Source organism: Mesorhizobium sp. J428 (genome assembly GCF_024699925.1).
In the GTDB taxonomy this organism is placed as follows: Bacteria; Pseudomonadota; Alphaproteobacteria; order Rhizobiales; family Rhizobiaceae; genus Mesorhizobium_A.
Genome location: NZ_JAJOMX010000001.1, coordinates 2,848,544 through 2,863,677, shown reverse-complemented (window position 1 = coordinate 2,863,677; position 15,134 = coordinate 2,848,544). Strand labels below are relative to the sequence as shown.

Sequence of the window (15,134 nt, the reverse complement as noted above, 5' to 3'; positions counted from 1 at the left end):
GGAACGGGCGCCGGTTGCCAGCACTGCCGACAGAGCAGGATGCGATGCGGCCAATGCAGGACCTTGAACCGAACTCCGGCTGAAAGAGCCGACACAAACCTTGTGCACCGCTGTCACAGGTATAAGATTCGTCCAGTTCGAAACCGGTCTAAAGAGGTCAATTCTCAAATGAACCTGCGAATTTCGGGCAAACAGATGGAGATCGGCGATGCGTTTCGCGGACGCATCGAGGAACGCATCACCGACGCGGTTGCCAAATATTTCGACGGTGGGTTCTCAGGGCATGTGACGGTCGAGAAACAGGGGTCGCGCTTCACCGCCGACTGCATCGTGCATCTCGACACCGGACTGACCCTGCAGGCCACCGGCCAGGGACAGGATCCGGTTCCGGCCTTCGAAGCCGCCGCGGAACGAATCGAAAAGCGTCTACGGCGCTACAATCGCAGGCTGAAATCCTACAATTCCAGCAATTCCAACGGCAATGCGACCGACATGTCGTATCGCGTGATGGAAGCCCTCCCCGACGATGACGAGGAGATACCTGCCGACTACGCCCCGGCCATCGTGGCGGAAAGCGTTCTGTCCCTGCGTTCCATGTCTGTCGCCTCAGCCGTCATCGAGCTGGACGCGAAGGACAGCCCGGTGTTCGTCTTCCGCAATTCGGGAAGCGACCAGTTGAACATCGTCTACCGCCGGCCCGACGGAAACATCGGCTGGATCGACCCGTCGCTGCAGACCCGCGGCACCTAATCCACGCGCTCTCCAGGGCGCAGTCGTGCGATTCGCGCGGCGGCCCGAAGCAGAAGCAGGGGAAGAACAATGGACCTGAGCGACCTGATCGACCAGAAGGCGATCATGCCCTCGCTGCGAGCAAACTCGAAGAAGCAGCTTCTGCAGCTCCTTTCCGAGAAGGCCGCCGAAATGACCGGCATTCCCGAGCGGGAAGTCTTCGACACGATCCTCCAGCGGGAGCGTCTCGGCTCGACCGGCGTCGGCAACGGCATCGCGATCCCGCACGGCAAGCTCGCCGGCGTGAAGAAGATCACCGGGCTGTTCGCCCGGCTTGAGCAGCCGGTGGAATTCGAGGCGCTGGACGATCAGCCTGTCGACCTTGTCTTCCTCCTCCTGGCCCCCGAAGGCGCCGGAGCGGATCATCTCAAGGCATTGTCGCGTATTGCGCGGGTGCTGCGGGATGGCGATACGGTTGCGAAAATCCGCGCGACCGCGGATCCGGCCGCCATCCATTCATTCCTGTCGGAGACCCCGGCCTCTCACGCAGCGTGAAAGGCCGTTCCCGGTCAGTGGAGACTGACCGGCGTAAGGTCGTTCTGGAACGCACCGGCCAGCGCCGTATCGCGGGCATCGCTCAGCAGGATCGGCTGGCCGTTGGCCGCGAACAGCGCCCACAGCTTCAGCCCGGATTCCAGTTCGGGCATGCCGGGGAAGCGAGCGGTGAGCTCGTCGCTGCCGATCTCGCGGAGATAGGCAAGGGCGCCCTCGCCCACATGGGCCAGTTCGGCCTGCGTGATGTTGATCTTTTCGTTCGTCATGTCAGCCTCCTAAAGGCGGGCGTCCTTCATCGGACCAACCCGCACCAGAGCTTCCGGTTCCGCACCAGGGTGCACGACCCGGTCAGTCTTTCACCGAGATGTTTATTTTTCGTACCAGCCGCTCGGGTTCCGGCCGGTCGAGGTCGATCGCGAGAAGCCCGTTCTTGAGCTCCGCTCCGACCACGCGCATTCCGTCCGCAAGAAGGAAGGTGCGCTGGAACTGGCGCGACGCGATTCCTCGGTGGAGGAATTCCCGCGGCTCCTCGTCCTGCTGCCTGCCTCTCACCCAGAGCTGGTTCTCCTCGATCGAGACATCGAGGTCCGATTCGGAGAAGCCTGCGACCGCAAGAGTGATGCGCAGCCTTTCGGCTGCACCTTCGCTCCTGATCCGCTCGATGTTGTAGGGCGGATAGCCGTCGCCGGATTTGGCGACGCGCTCCAGCGTCTTTTCCATGGCCTCGAAACCCAGCATCAGCGGGTTCGAGAAGGGCGTCACACGCGACATGTCATGTCCTCTTCGAGAGCGACCTGAAAAGCGCCCGAACCCGGATGGCATTCCGGCGCGTGCCTCTGATATGGTCCGCGCCGCCCTCCAGTTCAAGGCGCCAGAAAGACGCTGCGGAAGGCCGAGAAGGGAAACATGGCAGACACGCAGAAGATCATCATCGACACCGATCCGGGACAGGACGACGCCGTCGCCATCCTGCTGGCGCTGGCGAGCCCCGAGCTCGACGTGCTCGGCATCACGGCGGTCGCCGGAAACGTGCCGTTGAAGCTGACCGAGAAGAACGCCCGCAAGATCTGCGAACTGGCAGGAAGGCCCGAGACGAAGGTGTTCGCCGGCGCCATTCGACCGCTGGCGCGCACGCTGGTGACCGCGGAAGAGGTGCATGGCCAGACGGGCCTCAACGGGCCGGTGCTGCCCGAGCCGACGATGAAGCTGCAGGAGCAGTATGCCGTCGACTTCATCGTCGAGACGCTGATGGCCGAGGAGCCCGGCACGGTGACGCTGTGCCCGCTCGGGCCGCTCACCAACATCGCGCTGGCGTTGATCCGCGAACCGAAGATCGCGAAGCGAATCAAAAAGATCGTGCTGATGGGCGGCGGCTTCTTCGAGGGCGGCAACGTCACCCCGGCGGCCGAGTTCAACATCTATGTCGACCCGCAGGCGGCCGACGTGGTGTTCCGCTCGGGCGTGCCGATCGTGATGATGCCGCTCGACGTGACCCACAAGGCGCTGACCAAGGCCGTGCGGGTGAAGCGGTTCCGGGATCTGGGAACCCGCGTCGGCATCGCAACCGCGGAGATGCTGGAATTCTTCGAGCGCTTCGACGAGCAGAAATACGGCTCCGACGGCGGCCCGCTGCACGACCCCTGCGTGATCGCCTACCTCCTGAAGCCGGAGCTGTTCTCAGGCCGCGACTGCAACGTGACGGTCGAGACCGCCTCGGAACTGACGATGGGCATGACCGTCATCGACTGGTGGGGCGTCACCAAGCGGCCGAAGAACGCGCTGGTGATGCGCGACATCGATCACGACGGTTTCTTCGCGCTGCTGGTGGAGCGGCTGGGGAGGCTTTGAGGCCGCCTCAGCTGTCCAGGTCGTAATCGATCTCGCCCGTCGGCTGCCTGGAGCGAAGAATGTCGATGTCGTCGCCGGGCTTCGCGTCGGGTGGGACCTTGTCGGTGCGGATGACGACGCTCATGCCGTCCTCCAGGCTGACGACGATGCGCCGCTCCTTTTCCGCGGCCGGCCCCAGGGCGACGATGCGGCCCTTGAGCCGTTCGGTGACGATGGCCGGCCCGTCGTCCTTGACCAGCCAGATGATGACGGGTGCCGCGAACAGCGCCGCGACGATCACCAGCGGCAAAAGGCCGGAGAAGCGGCGGACGAAGCGGACGCCCGGCGTCACAGACACGCGGCGACTTCCGCTTCGAGCGGGATCGACGGCTGGGCGCCCGGCTTGAGGCAGGCGAGCGAGCCCGCGACCGAGGCGCGGCGGATCGCGGCCTCGAGGGCGAGCCCCCGCGCGAGCCCGTCGCCGAGATAGCCGCAGAAGGTGTCGCCGGCTCCAACCGTGTCGACCGGCGTGATCTTCATGGCGGGGACCGACAGCGTTCCGCCGGGGCCTGCCGCGACGACGCCGTCGCCCCCGAGCGTGACGATCACCGTGCGCCCGGTCTTGCCCACATAAGCTTCCATCTTCGCCTCTCGCGAGGCGCCGGAAAGGGCCAGTTCCTTGGCATAAAGGTCGAATTCGGTTTCGTTGGCGACGAGATAGTCCGCCGCCGCGACAAAGGCGGCTGCTTCCGCGCGGAACGGGGCGGTGTTGAGAATCGAGACCGCTCCCGCCGCCTTCGCGGCCCCAAGCGCGGCCGAAACCGTGTCGAGAGGTATCTCGTGCTGCAAGAGGACGTGCTCGCCTGCGGCAAGCGAAAGACCCGCGAGCGCGGCCGTCGCGACCTCGCCGTTCGCGCCGGGCACCACCGCGATCATGTTCTCGCCGTCGGAGCCGACCAGGATGAGCGCCGTACCGGTTGGCGCGTCCGTCTCGGCGACGAGGGAGAGATCGACGCCTCCCTCCTTGAGCAGCGCCAGCGCCTCGCCGGCGAACGCATCCTTTCCGACCGCGCCGACCACCCGCACTTCCGACCCCGCCCGCCGCGCGGCCAGCGCCTGGTTCGCGCCCTTACCGCCGGGCGCGGAACGGAAGCCTGTGCCAGGCACAGTTTCGCCCGGAGACGGCAGACGGCCGACCGTCGCGATGAGGTCGAGGTTGATGGAGCCGATGACGGTGATCAAGAAATGCTTCCCCCGTGATTTGGCGGCGGAGGTTAGAGTATCCATATCCGTGACGAAAGGGCGGCAGGCGCCCGGGAGGATGCATGGCAAGACGCGGATCGTCGTTCGGGTTCCTCGGCCGGTTCGGCCGGTCGGAAGACCTGCGCAGCCTCGACGCGGCGCTGAGGACCTTCGACCTGCATCCTTCGCTGGTGCCCGAAGGCGTCAAGCTCGCGCTGGTGAACCTCTTGAAGGACCGCCACGGCGAGAACGAGCCGCCGCCACAGGCCTATCCGCCCGTCGCGGCGTTGTTTGCCTATTGCGTGCTCGGCGGCGGCGCCTTCGCGCACGCAAACGGCGACGAGGCGCTTGCGGATGCCGGCCGCCGGGTTGACGCAGCCCTCGCCCACGGCTCAGGCATCGACGCCGACATCGTGCTCCTGTCGCACCATGCCCGCATGATCCAGCCGGAGATTGTTGCCCGGCACGGCATCGAGATCGATCAGGGCTGACCCTGCAGCACAGCCGCCATGCGATTGGCGCGCGCCCCTTTCGCATCTGCGAAAAAACCTGTATGAGCGCGCCGAACATCGGCCGGCCGCAGCGTCGGGCCGCCCTCGATTCCCTGGACTCCATATGAACCTGCGTAACATCGCGATCATCGCACACGTCGACCATGGCAAGACCACGCTGGTCGACGAACTTCTCAAACAGGCCGGCTCTTTCCGCGAGAACCAGCGCGTCGCCGAGCGCGCGATGGACTCGAACGATCTGGAAAAGGAACGCGGCATCACCATCCTCGCCAAGGCGACCTCGGTCGAGTGGAAGGACACCCGCATCAACATCGTCGACACGCCCGGCCACGCCGACTTCGGCGGCGAGGTGGAGCGCATCCTGTCGATGGTCGACTCGGCCATCGTGCTGGTCGACGCGGCCGAAGGCCCAATGCCGCAGACCAAGTTCGTCGTCGGCAAGGCGCTCAAGGTCGGCCTGCGCCCGATCGTCGTCATCAACAAGATCGACCGTCCCGACGCGCGCCACGTCGAGGTCGTCAACGAGGTGTTCGACCTCTTCGCTGCGCTCGATGCCACCGACGAGCAGCTCGACTTCCCGATCCTCTACGGCTCCGGCCGCGACGGCTGGGTCTCCGAGAACCCGGAGGGCCCGAAGGACCAGAAGCTCGCGCCCCTGTTCGACCTGATCGTCAAGCACGTGCCGGCGCCGACAGTGCATCCCGGCCCGTTCCGCATGATCGGCACGCTCCTGGAAGCCAACAACTTCCTCGGCCGCATCATCACAGGCCGCATCGAGTCCGGCTCGCTGAAGCCCAACCAGGCGGTCAAGGTGCTGGCGCGCGACGGCTCGCTGGTCGAGACCGGCCGCGTGTCGAAGATCCTTGCCTTTCGCGGCCTGGAGCGCCAGCCGATCGAGGAAGCGCAGGCGGGCGACATTGTCGCGATCGCGGGCCTGACCAAGGGCACTGTTGCCGACACGTTCTGCGACCCGGCCGTCACCGAGCCGCTGCAGGCGCAGCCGATCGACCCGCCGACCGTCACCATGTCCTTCCTCGTCAACGATAGCCCGCTCGCCGGCACCGAGGGCGACAAGGTCACGAGCCGCGTCATCCGCGACAGGCTGATGCGCGAGGCGGAAGGCAATGTGGCGCTGAAAATCGAGGAATCGGCGGACAAGGATTCGTTCTTCGTCTCCGGTCGCGGCGAACTGCAGCTCGCGGTGCTGATCGAGACCATGCGCCGCGAGGGCTTCGAGCTCGCCGTGTCGCGTCCACGCGTCGTGATGCAGACGGACGAGAACGGCCAGACGCTTGAGCCGGTCGAAGAGGTCGTCATCGACGTCGACGAGGAGCATGCCGGCGTGGTCGTGCAGAAGATGAGCGAGCGCAAGGCCGAGATGGTCGAGCTGCGCCCCTCCGGCGGCAACCGCCAGCGCCTCGTGTTCCACGCGCCGACGCGCGGCCTGATCGGCTATCAGTCGGAACTGTTGACGGATACGCGCGGCACGGCGGTGATGAACCGGCTGTTCCACGCCTACGAACCCTACAAGGGCGAGCTGCCGGGCCGCACCAACGGCGTGCTGATCTCCAACGAGCAGGGCGAGTCGGTCGCCTATGCGATGTGGAACCTGGAGGACCGCGGCCCCATGGTCATCGATGCGGGCGTCAAGGTCTATCAGGGCATGATCATCGGCATCCACAGCCGCGACAACGACCTTGAAGTGAACGTGCTCAAGGGCAAGAAGCTCACCAACATCCGTGCAGCCGGCAAGGACGAGGCGGTGAAGCTCACGCCGCCGATCCGCATGACGCTGGAACGCGCGCTCGCCTGGATCCAGGACGACGAGCTGGTCGAGGTGACGCCGAAGTCAATCCGGCTGCGCAAGATGCATCTCGACCCGAACGACCGCAAGCGCTTCGAAAAGCAGAAGATCGCCGGCGCGGCGTAAAGCCCGCCCATACCGGCAGGCGAGACGGCTGGACTGCCGTCTCGCCCCGCGTGCCATCTGGCGCCTTACGCCGCGTGCGGCTACCGCCTCCCCAACGCCGGAGGAGGAACCCGTGACGAAGCTGAAGACGGCGGCCACCGCCTCGCCGCTGATTGCCCTGGCGGCGTGCGCCTTTGCGATCTTCCTTCTGTCGGTGATGGATGCGGCCATGAAAGGCCTCGTCATCGCGATCGGCGTCTACAACACCATCCTCTGGCGTAGCGTGGTCGTGACGGCGGCCGCCGGCAGCGCGTGGTCGCTCCTGCGGCCGACGGCCCCAAGGGCGACAGCGCTGAAACTTCACGCGCTGCGCGCCGTCGTCATTGGCATCACGCTGATTTCCTTCTTCTGGGGTCTGGCGAAGCTGCCTCTGGCCGAGGCGATCGCGCTCAGCTTCATCGCGCCGCTGATCGCGCTGTTCTTCGCCGCGCTGCTGCTCGGCGAGCGGATCCGCAAGCAGGCGATCTGGGGATCGCTCGCCGGCATGGGCGGCGTCGTGATCATCATGGCCGGACAGTTTGGCCATTCCACCTACACTCCGGATGCCCTGGCCGGCACGGCAGCCGTGCTGTTTTCGACTGTCTTCTACGCGCTCAACCTCGTCCTGATGCGCCGGCAGGCGCTCATTGCGCCGCCGCTGGAGATCTCCTTCTTCCAGAACCTGATCCTCGTCATCATCCTTGCGCTCGGCGCCCCCTGGATGGCCCTCGCGCCGACCGCCGATCTGCTGCTGCCGATCGCCGGAGTCGCCGCGCTTTCCCTCAGCGCCAGCCTGATGATGAACTGGGCTTACGGGAGGGCTGAGGCGCAGTATCTGATCCCGATGGAGTACGCGCCTTCGTCTGGGCGATCGGGCTCGGCTGGTTGGTGTTCGGCGAGGTCGTATCCTGGACGACGCTGGCCGGATCCGTCCTTATCATCGCCGGCTGCCTCGTGGCTGCGCGGAGCAATCCGAAGCTGGCGGAGCCGATCGAGGCGACGGTGTAGTCCGCGAGAGCGCCGCCTTCCGGCGTCCACGGAGCTGCGCTATACTGGCAGGCGGAGGATCGCCATGGATATCACATCGCTGCTCATCTTCGCCGGCACGCTTCTGGTCGCGTCCGGCTCGCCCGGGCCGTCCATCGCCGCGCTCGTCTCGCGCGTGATCACGCGCGGCATGTCGGGCGTGCTGCCGTTCCTGATCGCCATGTGGGTGGGCGAGGCGATCTGGCTGTCGCTCGCCGTGTTCGGCCTCGCCTATGTGGCGCAGACCTTCCATCTTGCCTTCGTGATCCTGAAATGGGCTGGCGTCGCCTACCTGGCGTGGCTCGCCTGGAAGATGTGGACCGCCCCCGCCGAGGTCGGCGAGGGAAACCTCCCCAAGGCCGACGCGCCGATGCGGATGTTCTTCGCGGGGATGGCGGTGACGCTGGGCAATCCGAAGATCATGATGTTCTACCTAGCGCTGTTGCCGACGATCGTCGACCTCGCCACGGTGACGGTCACCGGCTGGGCGGAGCTGACGCTGACCATGCTCGCCGTGCTGGTCGCAGTCGATCTCGGCTGGGCGTTCGCCGCCGCCCAGGCACGCAAGCTGCTTAAGAGCCCCCGCGCTGTCAGGATCGCTAACCGCGTCAGCGCCGGCACGATGGCGGGCGCCGCGGCGGCGATCGCGACGCGAGGCTGAATCTACACTTCCATGATCGGCGCGATCTCGATCGTGCCCCCGTCGCCTAGATGCGGACAGCCCTTGGCCATCTCCGCCGCTTCGGCATTGCTATTCGCCGACAGGATCGAATAGTCGATCGCAGGGTCCGGCCGGCCAGCACGCAGTCGACGTCGTTTTGCCTATGCGACAAGCCACTACGAGCTTTTGGCGAGCAGTTCTCTCTATCAGGGGACGTAACTTCTAATTCGACGGACTGCTATCGATGGAACCTGTCACGAGCGGTTACGGATTCGAAAGGCTTATCTCTACTCGTCGCTCGTCAGTTCGCGTCTCTGTTGTTTCGGCGCTGGTCGTCTCGACTGCAGCAACATGGTGAATCTCCTCCACCATGCCCGAACTCATGCGGACCTTGCAATCGGCGGCATCGCGCCTTTTGGCCGCGAAGTCGGAATTGTCGTCAGCAAGGCCTTTCTGTTGTCTGATCGAGTTCATGGATTGTCGGATTATGTCGGTGAATTGGCTTTCGTCCACGTCCTGCCGCCAACTGATATGAGCTAAGTCGGCCGCCTCATCAATTGACGCCAACGAATAGGTGCCCTTGGCCTCGAAGGGCATTCCGCCCAACATGTTCGGCAACTCATAGGTCGAACTTATTGGCTGGCCGAGCGAGAGTTCAGTGCCTTGGCACAAGGCCGCGATTGCCAGTTCTGGCAGTAGCGCGCTCGCTGCCATGTCTTCGGACCAATTCTGCATCAACGCTTCCACCAACTTTAGCGTCGCATCATCAGTCGCCTGTCGTTGTCGCAGGGTCGTAGCGATACGCTGGCGAACACCGGACCAACCGGGAATCGAAATTGGCGTGCCGTCTGCAGCCAGCTCCACCTGAATTGGCACCCCAACGAACAGGTCAGGTTGCTCGACGATCGACACAGAACCAACCTCAATCGACTTCGTTTCCCACTCTGCAAGGTAGCCGTCCGTTGTTTCTTCCTGGATTTGGAGCCGGGCAACTATTTTTGCCTCGATCCTATTGGAGATCTCGTTCTTTGTTACGGTCTTCGTTCTGACGATAACGACTGAATAGTCGGTGCCAATCGCAGGTTGATATGGAAGCGCTATTGTCTGGCCGGCTTCTTGGGCGCCGGCGAGGCTTGTTGTGAGTAAGGTCCACGCAAGGATAGCCGAACGACGTCGAGCCACCGAACTACCTCGCCATCGCATGATATTCCTGGTTCGGCCGCATATCCGTTGCGGCCGCGACGCGGTTCGACATGTTGAAGAAGGCGATCGTCGAGGCTATGTCCCAGATGTCGCGGTCGGAGAAGCCCACGGTCCGAAGGGCTTCGCGGTCCGCCTCCTCAACCTTGGCCGGGGTCTCGGTCAGCTTGACCGCGAAATCCAGCATGGCCTTCTGCTTCGGCGTCAGGTCGGCGGCGCGGTAGTTCATCACCATCATCTCGCCGAGCGCCGGGTCGCCCGAGAGCTGCCGCACCGCCGCGCCGTGCGCGGTCAGGCAGTAGTAGCAGTGGTTCACCGACGAGACGACGACCGCGATCATCTCGCGCTCCAGCTTGCTCAGGCCCGACTCGCCGAGCATGAGGTCGTTGTACATGTCGGTGAAGGCGCGCAGCTTCTTCTCGTCGAAGGCGTAGGCGAGGAGCACGTTCGGGATCAGGCCCAGCTTCTCCTTCGCCTTGGCGAAATAGGCCCTGGTCGGCTCGCTCAGCTCGGCCTGCTTCAGGTCCAGCGCGGTAACTCTTTCGCCCGTCACGTCATCCTCCATTCACATGCTTTTCGCAGATTGCGCGCGATTTGAGCGGCCGCGACGCATCTTTCTCTGTTAGCATAGTCCAAAAAGCGGAAACGGGAGGGGATTCGGCATGCCGACGGCGAAAAAAGCGCTCGCGAGAGGCGAGACGTCCCGGGAGGCCAATGCGGAGAGCCTGGCCGAACATCTGCTTTCGCACGCGCCGAGCGAAGACGTCGCAGCCTATGACGACGACGCCTTCCGCAGGACGGTCCAGCTCGCCTATTCCGCCCTGAAGCGCCACCGCAAGGGCGACAGCGTGATCGCCATCGACCGCGATCCGGGCATCGCGCGGCAGGGGCGCAAGGTGACCGCCGTCACGCTCGTCAACGACAACATGCCGTTCCTGTTCGATTCCGTCATCGCCGAGATCGGCGAAGCCTGGGCGGAGCCGCTGCTGGTGATGCATCCGGTGCTGCATGTCTCGCACGGCAAATCCGGTGTCAGCTCGATCGCCGATGCTGGGCCGGGCCGCGGCGATGCCGGCACCGACAAGGTCAGCCTGATCCATATCCACCTGCCGCTGATGTCCGAAGCCAGGGCGGAAGCGCTCGAAGCTGCGTTGAAGCGCGTGCTGGACAGCGTCCGCTCGGCGGTCGGCAGTTGGAAGCCGATGCTTGCCCGCCTTGAACAGGCGATCTCGAACTTCCGCTATGCCGACCTGCCGCTGAGAAAGGATGCCGTGGCCGAAGCCGTCGCCTTCCTCGAATGGCTGCGGGACGACAACTTCACCTTCCTCGGCATGCGCGACTACAGCTATCGCGGCGGGGAGAAGACCGGGAAGCTGGAACGCAGCGACCAGCCGGGCCTGGGCATTCTCGAGGATCCGAACACGCTGGTGCTGCGCAGCGGCACCGAGGCGGTGACGACGACGCCCGAGATCCGCGCCTTCCTGAACGGCCCCGATCCGCTGATCGTGACCAAGGCCAACACCAAGTCGATCGTGCACCGGCGCATCTATCTCGACTATATCGGCGTGAAGACCTTCGATGCGAGGGGCCGGCTGATCGGCGAGCTGCGCATCGTCGGCCTGTTCACATCCACGGCCTATACGCGCTCGGTGATGACCATCCCCTATCTGCGCTCAAAGGCGCAGCAGGTGATCGCCAAGTCGGGGTTCGAGGCGACGGACCATTCCGGCAAGGCGCTGATCAACGTGCTGGAATCTTATCCGCGCGACGAGCTCTTCCAGATCGACGTGCCGCTTTTGCGCAAGCATGCATCGACCATCCTGGCGCTCGGCGAACGGCCGCGCGTGCGCGTCCTGACGCGCGTCGACCGGTTCGACCGCTTTGTCTCGGTGATCGTGTTCGTGCCGCGCGACCGCTACGACAGCCAGGTGCGCGAGCGGATCGGCACCTATCTCAAGACGGTCTTCGAAGGCCGCCTCTCGGCCTACTATCCGGCCTTCCCGGACAACAATCTCGCGCGCGTCCATTTCATCATCGGACGCTCCGGCGGCAAGACGCCGAAGGTCGAGACCGGTACCCTGGAAGCCGCCGTGCGCGACATCGTGCGCACCTGGGAGGACGCGGTCGCTGAAACGGCGGAGACGCTCTCGATCGAGGACGAGTTCGCTGTCATCGCCTCGCGTTTCCCGGAAAGCTATCGCGGCAGCTTCGATCCGGCGGAGGCGCTGCACGACGCAAAGCAGGCTGCCAGCGTCGACAGGGATAACCCCATCGCGATCGACTACTACCGTAAGGGCGACCAGCCGCCTGAGCAGGCGGCGTTGAAGATCCATCATTTCGGCGAGCCGGTATCGCTGTCGCGGCGCGTGCCGCTCTTGGAGAACATGGGCTTCCGCGTCATCAGCGAGCGCACGTTCGAGATCGCCGACGGCGAAGGCGACACGATCTTCCTGCACGACATGGAGATCGAGAACGCCTTCGGCAGGCCGATCGACCTGAAGGACGGCGGAGCGCTTTTGGAAAGCGTGTTCCTGTCCGTGTGGAACGGCGAGGCGGACAATGACGGGTTCAACACGCTGGCGCAGACCGCCGGGCTCGATCCTCGCGCGATCCTCATCCTGCGCGCCTATGGCCGCTACCTGCAGCAGGCCGGCATCCCGCAGAGCCAGGAATTCATCGCCGGGGTGCTGAACCGCTATCCGCAGATCGCGCGCGCGCTCCACTCGCTTTTCGTCGCCCGCTTCGACCCGGCGCGTGCCGACGACTGGGAGGTCGAGAGCAAGCATCTGAAGTCCGCGATCCGCGACGCGCTGGCCGAGGTGCCAAACCTCGACGACGACACGATCATCCGCCGCTATCTCAACCTGATCGAATCCTCGCTCAGGACCAATCATTTCGCACCCGCGAGGCCCGGCGTCTCGCTCGCGATCAAGCTCGATTCGAAGAATATCGGCGGCCTGCCGGAACCGAAGCCGTGGCGCGAGATCTTCGTCTACGGCGCGGAGGTCGAGGGCGTGCATCTGCGCTTCGGCCCGGTGGCGCGCGGCGGCTTGAGGTGGTCGGACCGGGCGCAGGACTACCGCACAGAGGTGCTCGGCCTCGTCAAGGCGCAGCAGGTGAAGAACGCCGTGATCGTGCCGGTCGGCGCGAAAGGCGGCTTCTTTCCCAAGCAGCTGCCGGCCGGCGGCAGCCGCGACGCGGTGTTCGCCGCGGGAACGAAGGCCTATGTCAACTTCGTCTCCTCGCTTCTGTCGATCACCGACAACCTCGATTCGACGGGCGTCGTGCCGCCGAAGGACGTCGTGCGGCGCGACGGCGACGACCCCTATTTCGTCGTCGCCGCCGACAAGGGCACCGCGACGTTTTCCGACACGGCCAATGCGATCAGCCAGGCCTACGACTTCTGGCTGGACGACGCCTTCGCCTCGGGCGGCTCGGCCGGCTACGACCACAAGAAGATGGGCATCACGGCGCGCGGCGCCTGGGAGGCGGTGAAGCGGCATTTCCGCGAGATGAACCGCGACATCCAGAACGAGCCCTTCACCGTCGTCGGCGTGGGCGACATGTCGGGCGACGTGTTCGGCAACGGCATGCTTCTGTCGCGACAGACCCGGCTGATCGCGGCCTTCGACCATCGCGACATCTTCATCGATCCCGACCCGGACGCCGCTTCTTCCTTCGCCGAGCGCGAGCGGCTGTTCGCGCTGCCGCGCTCGTCGTGGCAGGACTACGACAAGGGCAAGCTGTCCGCCGGTGGCGGCATCTTCCCGCGCTCGCAGAAGTCGGTCACGCTGAGCCAGGCAGCGGCCGACGCGATCGGGCTCGGCAAGACCACCGCGTCGCCAGCCGAGATCATCAACGCGATCCTGAAGGCGCCGGCGGACCTGCTCTGGTTCGGCGGCATCGGCACCTATGTGAAGGCAACCGCGGAGAGCAATCAGGAGGTCGGCGACCGCGCCAACGACGCGATCCGCGTGACCGGATCCGAAGTGCGCGCCAAGGTGATCGGCGAAGGCGCCAATCTCGGCGTCACCCAGCGCGGCCGCATCGAATACGGGCTCGCCGGCGGGCGCTGCAACTCGGATGCGATCGACAATTCCGGCGGCGTGAATTCGTCCGACGTCGAGGTGAACATCAAGATCGCCTTCGCAACCGCGATGCGCCAGGGCAGCCTCACGCGTCCCGCGCGCAACAAGCTGCTCGCCTCCATGACCGAGGAGGTGGCCGGCCTCGTGCTCGCCAACAACTATCACCAGACGCTGGCGATCTCGCTCGCCCAGTTGCGCGGCACGGCCGACATCCCGCACCAGCAGCGCTTCATGGCCGGGCTGGAGGCGCGCAGGCTGCTCGACCGCAAGGTCGAGATGCTGCCCTCCGACGCGGCGCTTACCGAACGCGCGGCGCGCGGCGAGCCGCTGACGCGGGCCGAGCTCGGCGTGCTGCTCGCCTATGCCAAGATGGTGCTGCTGGACGACCTCGTGGCGAGCACACTGCCGGACGATCCCTACCTGGAGCGGGACCTGCTCGCCTACTTCCCCGACCGGATGGAGAAGAAATACGCCGCCGAGATCGCGAGCCACAGGCTGCGCCGCGAGATCATCGCCACACAGCTCGCCAACGACGCGATCAACCGCGGCGGGCCGACCTTCGTCAGCCGGCTGCAGGATGCCACGGGCGGAGCGCCGCAGGAGATCGTCGAGGCCTATGTGCTGGTGCGCGACGGGTTCGGCCTGCCGGCGCTCTATGCCGAGATCGACGCGCTCGACACGAAGATCGACGGACAGGTCCAGTTGCAGCTCTACCAGAGCGTCGGCCGGCTGGTGCACGGCCAGACCTCGTGGTTCGTGCGCAATCCGGAAGCGGCGACGCTCGCGGAGCGCATCGCCGCGCTCGCCGCCGCCCGCCGATCGATCGAGCCGAAGCTCACGCAATGGCTGGCGCCCGACATGAAGGCGCGGCACATTGCCCGCGTCGAGGCGCTGTCGCAGTCAGGCGCGCCGCCGAAGCTCGCCGAGCGGCTCGCTGCGCTTGCGGACGCGGAGCTGGTGCCGGAGATGGCGCTGGTCGGCCGCATCGCCGGCGTTCCCGCCGACGCCGCCGCCCGGGCGATCCTGTCGCTCAACGCCCAGTTCCGGATCGGCAGGATCGAGGACGCGGCCCGGTCGATCGTCACCACCGACTATTACGACGGCCTTGCCCTTTCGCGGGCGCATGACATGATCGGCATCGCCCGGCGGGGCATGGCCGTGGCGGCGCTGCGCAACCACGCGTCGGCCGACGGTCCGGTGGCGGCCTGGGTGGAAGCCGGCGGGGAACGCATCCGGCGCGCCCGGGAGAGGCTGCAGGCGCTCACCGAAGGCGGCGACATCACCTTGTCACGCCTATCGGTGGCGGCGGGACTGATGAACGATCTGGCCGGCGTCTGACCGGAGAG

General features: G+C 65.5%; 13 protein-coding genes and 1 pseudogene. 8 read left to right on the top strand and 6 right to left on the bottom strand.

The window, feature by feature from the left end:
* Positions 1 to 168: 168 nt before the first annotated feature.
* Both hpf and ptsN read left to right on the top strand, forming a co-directional pair.
* Entirely contained in the window at positions 169 to 750 is a 582-nt protein-coding gene (hpf, locus tag LRS09_RS14500; RefSeq protein WP_085463705.1) for a ribosome hibernation-promoting factor, HPF/YfiA family, read from the top strand.
* Positions 751 to 819: 69 nt separating this feature from the next.
* On the top strand, positions 820 to 1,284 hold the full coding sequence (gene ptsN, locus LRS09_RS14495; protein ID WP_085463704.1) for a PTS IIA-like nitrogen regulatory protein PtsN: 465 nt from the start codon (positions 820 to 822) through the stop codon (positions 1,282 to 1,284).
* A 14-nt stretch (positions 1,285 to 1,298) separates the two neighbouring features.
* Here the strand turns inward: ptsN and LRS09_RS14490 are convergent, their stop codons facing one another.
* Both LRS09_RS14490 and LRS09_RS14485 read right to left on the bottom strand, forming a co-directional pair.
* The gene (locus LRS09_RS14490; protein ID WP_085463703.1) at positions 1,299 to 1,550 is read right to left on the bottom strand and encodes a DUF1150 family protein; all 252 of its coding nucleotides are present in this window, start codon (positions 1,548 to 1,550) and stop codon (positions 1,299 to 1,301) included.
* 82 nt (positions 1,551 to 1,632) lie between these two features.
* A complete protein-coding gene (locus LRS09_RS14485) occupies positions 1,633 to 2,055 on the bottom strand; it encodes an Hsp20 family protein (RefSeq protein WP_257807487.1) in 423 nt (140 codons plus the stop codon).
* A gap of 135 nt (positions 2,056 to 2,190) precedes the next feature.
* Between LRS09_RS14485 and LRS09_RS14480 the strand changes: the two genes are divergently transcribed.
* On the top strand, positions 2,191 to 3,132 hold the full coding sequence (locus LRS09_RS14480) for a nucleoside hydrolase (RefSeq protein ID WP_257807485.1): 942 nt from the start codon (positions 2,191 to 2,193) through the stop codon (positions 3,130 to 3,132).
* Between the two features lie 7 nt (positions 3,133 to 3,139).
* Here LRS09_RS14480 and LRS09_RS14475 read toward each other — a convergent pair whose 3' ends face one another.
* The gene (locus LRS09_RS14475) at positions 3,140 to 3,469 is read right to left on the bottom strand and encodes a hypothetical protein (protein ID WP_257807484.1); all 330 of its coding nucleotides are present in this window, start codon (positions 3,467 to 3,469) and stop codon (positions 3,140 to 3,142) included.
* Complete coding sequence (locus LRS09_RS14470) at positions 3,460 to 4,353, bottom strand: ribokinase (protein ID WP_257807482.1); 894 nt, start codon at positions 4,351 to 4,353, stop codon at positions 3,460 to 3,462. The genes LRS09_RS14475 and LRS09_RS14470 overlap by 10 nt, the downstream gene beginning before the upstream one ends.
* A gap of 83 nt (positions 4,354 to 4,436) precedes the next feature.
* Here LRS09_RS14470 and LRS09_RS14465 point away from each other — a divergent pair, with 83 nt between their 5' ends.
* From LRS09_RS14465 to LRS09_RS14450, 4 genes and pseudogenes are all read left to right on the top strand, one after another.
* Positions 4,437 to 4,844, top strand: coding sequence for a hypothetical protein (locus tag LRS09_RS14465; RefSeq protein WP_257807481.1), 408 nt, complete (start codon positions 4,437 to 4,439; stop codon positions 4,842 to 4,844).
* Between the two features lie 124 nt (positions 4,845 to 4,968).
* Entirely contained in the window at positions 4,969 to 6,795 is a 1,827-nt protein-coding gene (gene typA / locus LRS09_RS14460) for a translational GTPase TypA (protein WP_257807480.1), read from the top strand.
* Between the two features lie 196 nt (positions 6,796 to 6,991).
* Positions 6,992 to 7,282, top strand: a pseudogene (locus tag LRS09_RS30045) (EamA family transporter); the annotation flags it as partial.
* Between the two features lie 603 nt (positions 7,283 to 7,885).
* Positions 7,886 to 8,500, top strand: coding sequence for a LysE family translocator (locus LRS09_RS14450; protein WP_257807479.1), 615 nt, complete (start codon positions 7,886 to 7,888; stop codon positions 8,498 to 8,500).
* A gap of 264 nt (positions 8,501 to 8,764) precedes the next feature.
* Here LRS09_RS14450 and LRS09_RS14445 read toward each other — a convergent pair whose 3' ends face one another.
* Together LRS09_RS14445 and LRS09_RS14440 are read right to left on the bottom strand one after the other, a co-directional pair.
* Entirely contained in the window at positions 8,765 to 9,682 is a 918-nt protein-coding gene (locus LRS09_RS14445; protein WP_257807478.1) for a hypothetical protein, read from the bottom strand.
* A 4-nt stretch (positions 9,683 to 9,686) separates the two neighbouring features.
* Positions 9,687 to 10,253: a peroxidase-related enzyme gene (locus LRS09_RS14440; protein WP_257807476.1), complete on the bottom strand. Its 567-nt coding sequence runs from the start codon at positions 10,251 to 10,253 to the stop codon at positions 9,687 to 9,689.
* A 109-nt stretch (positions 10,254 to 10,362) separates the two neighbouring features.
* On the opposite strand from LRS09_RS14440, the gene LRS09_RS14435 reads away from it, so the two are divergent.
* The gene (locus LRS09_RS14435; protein WP_257807475.1) at positions 10,363 to 15,126 is read left to right on the top strand and encodes an NAD-glutamate dehydrogenase; all 4,764 of its coding nucleotides are present in this window, start codon (positions 10,363 to 10,365) and stop codon (positions 15,124 to 15,126) included.
* The last annotated feature ends 8 nt before the right edge of the window (positions 15,127 to 15,134 follow it).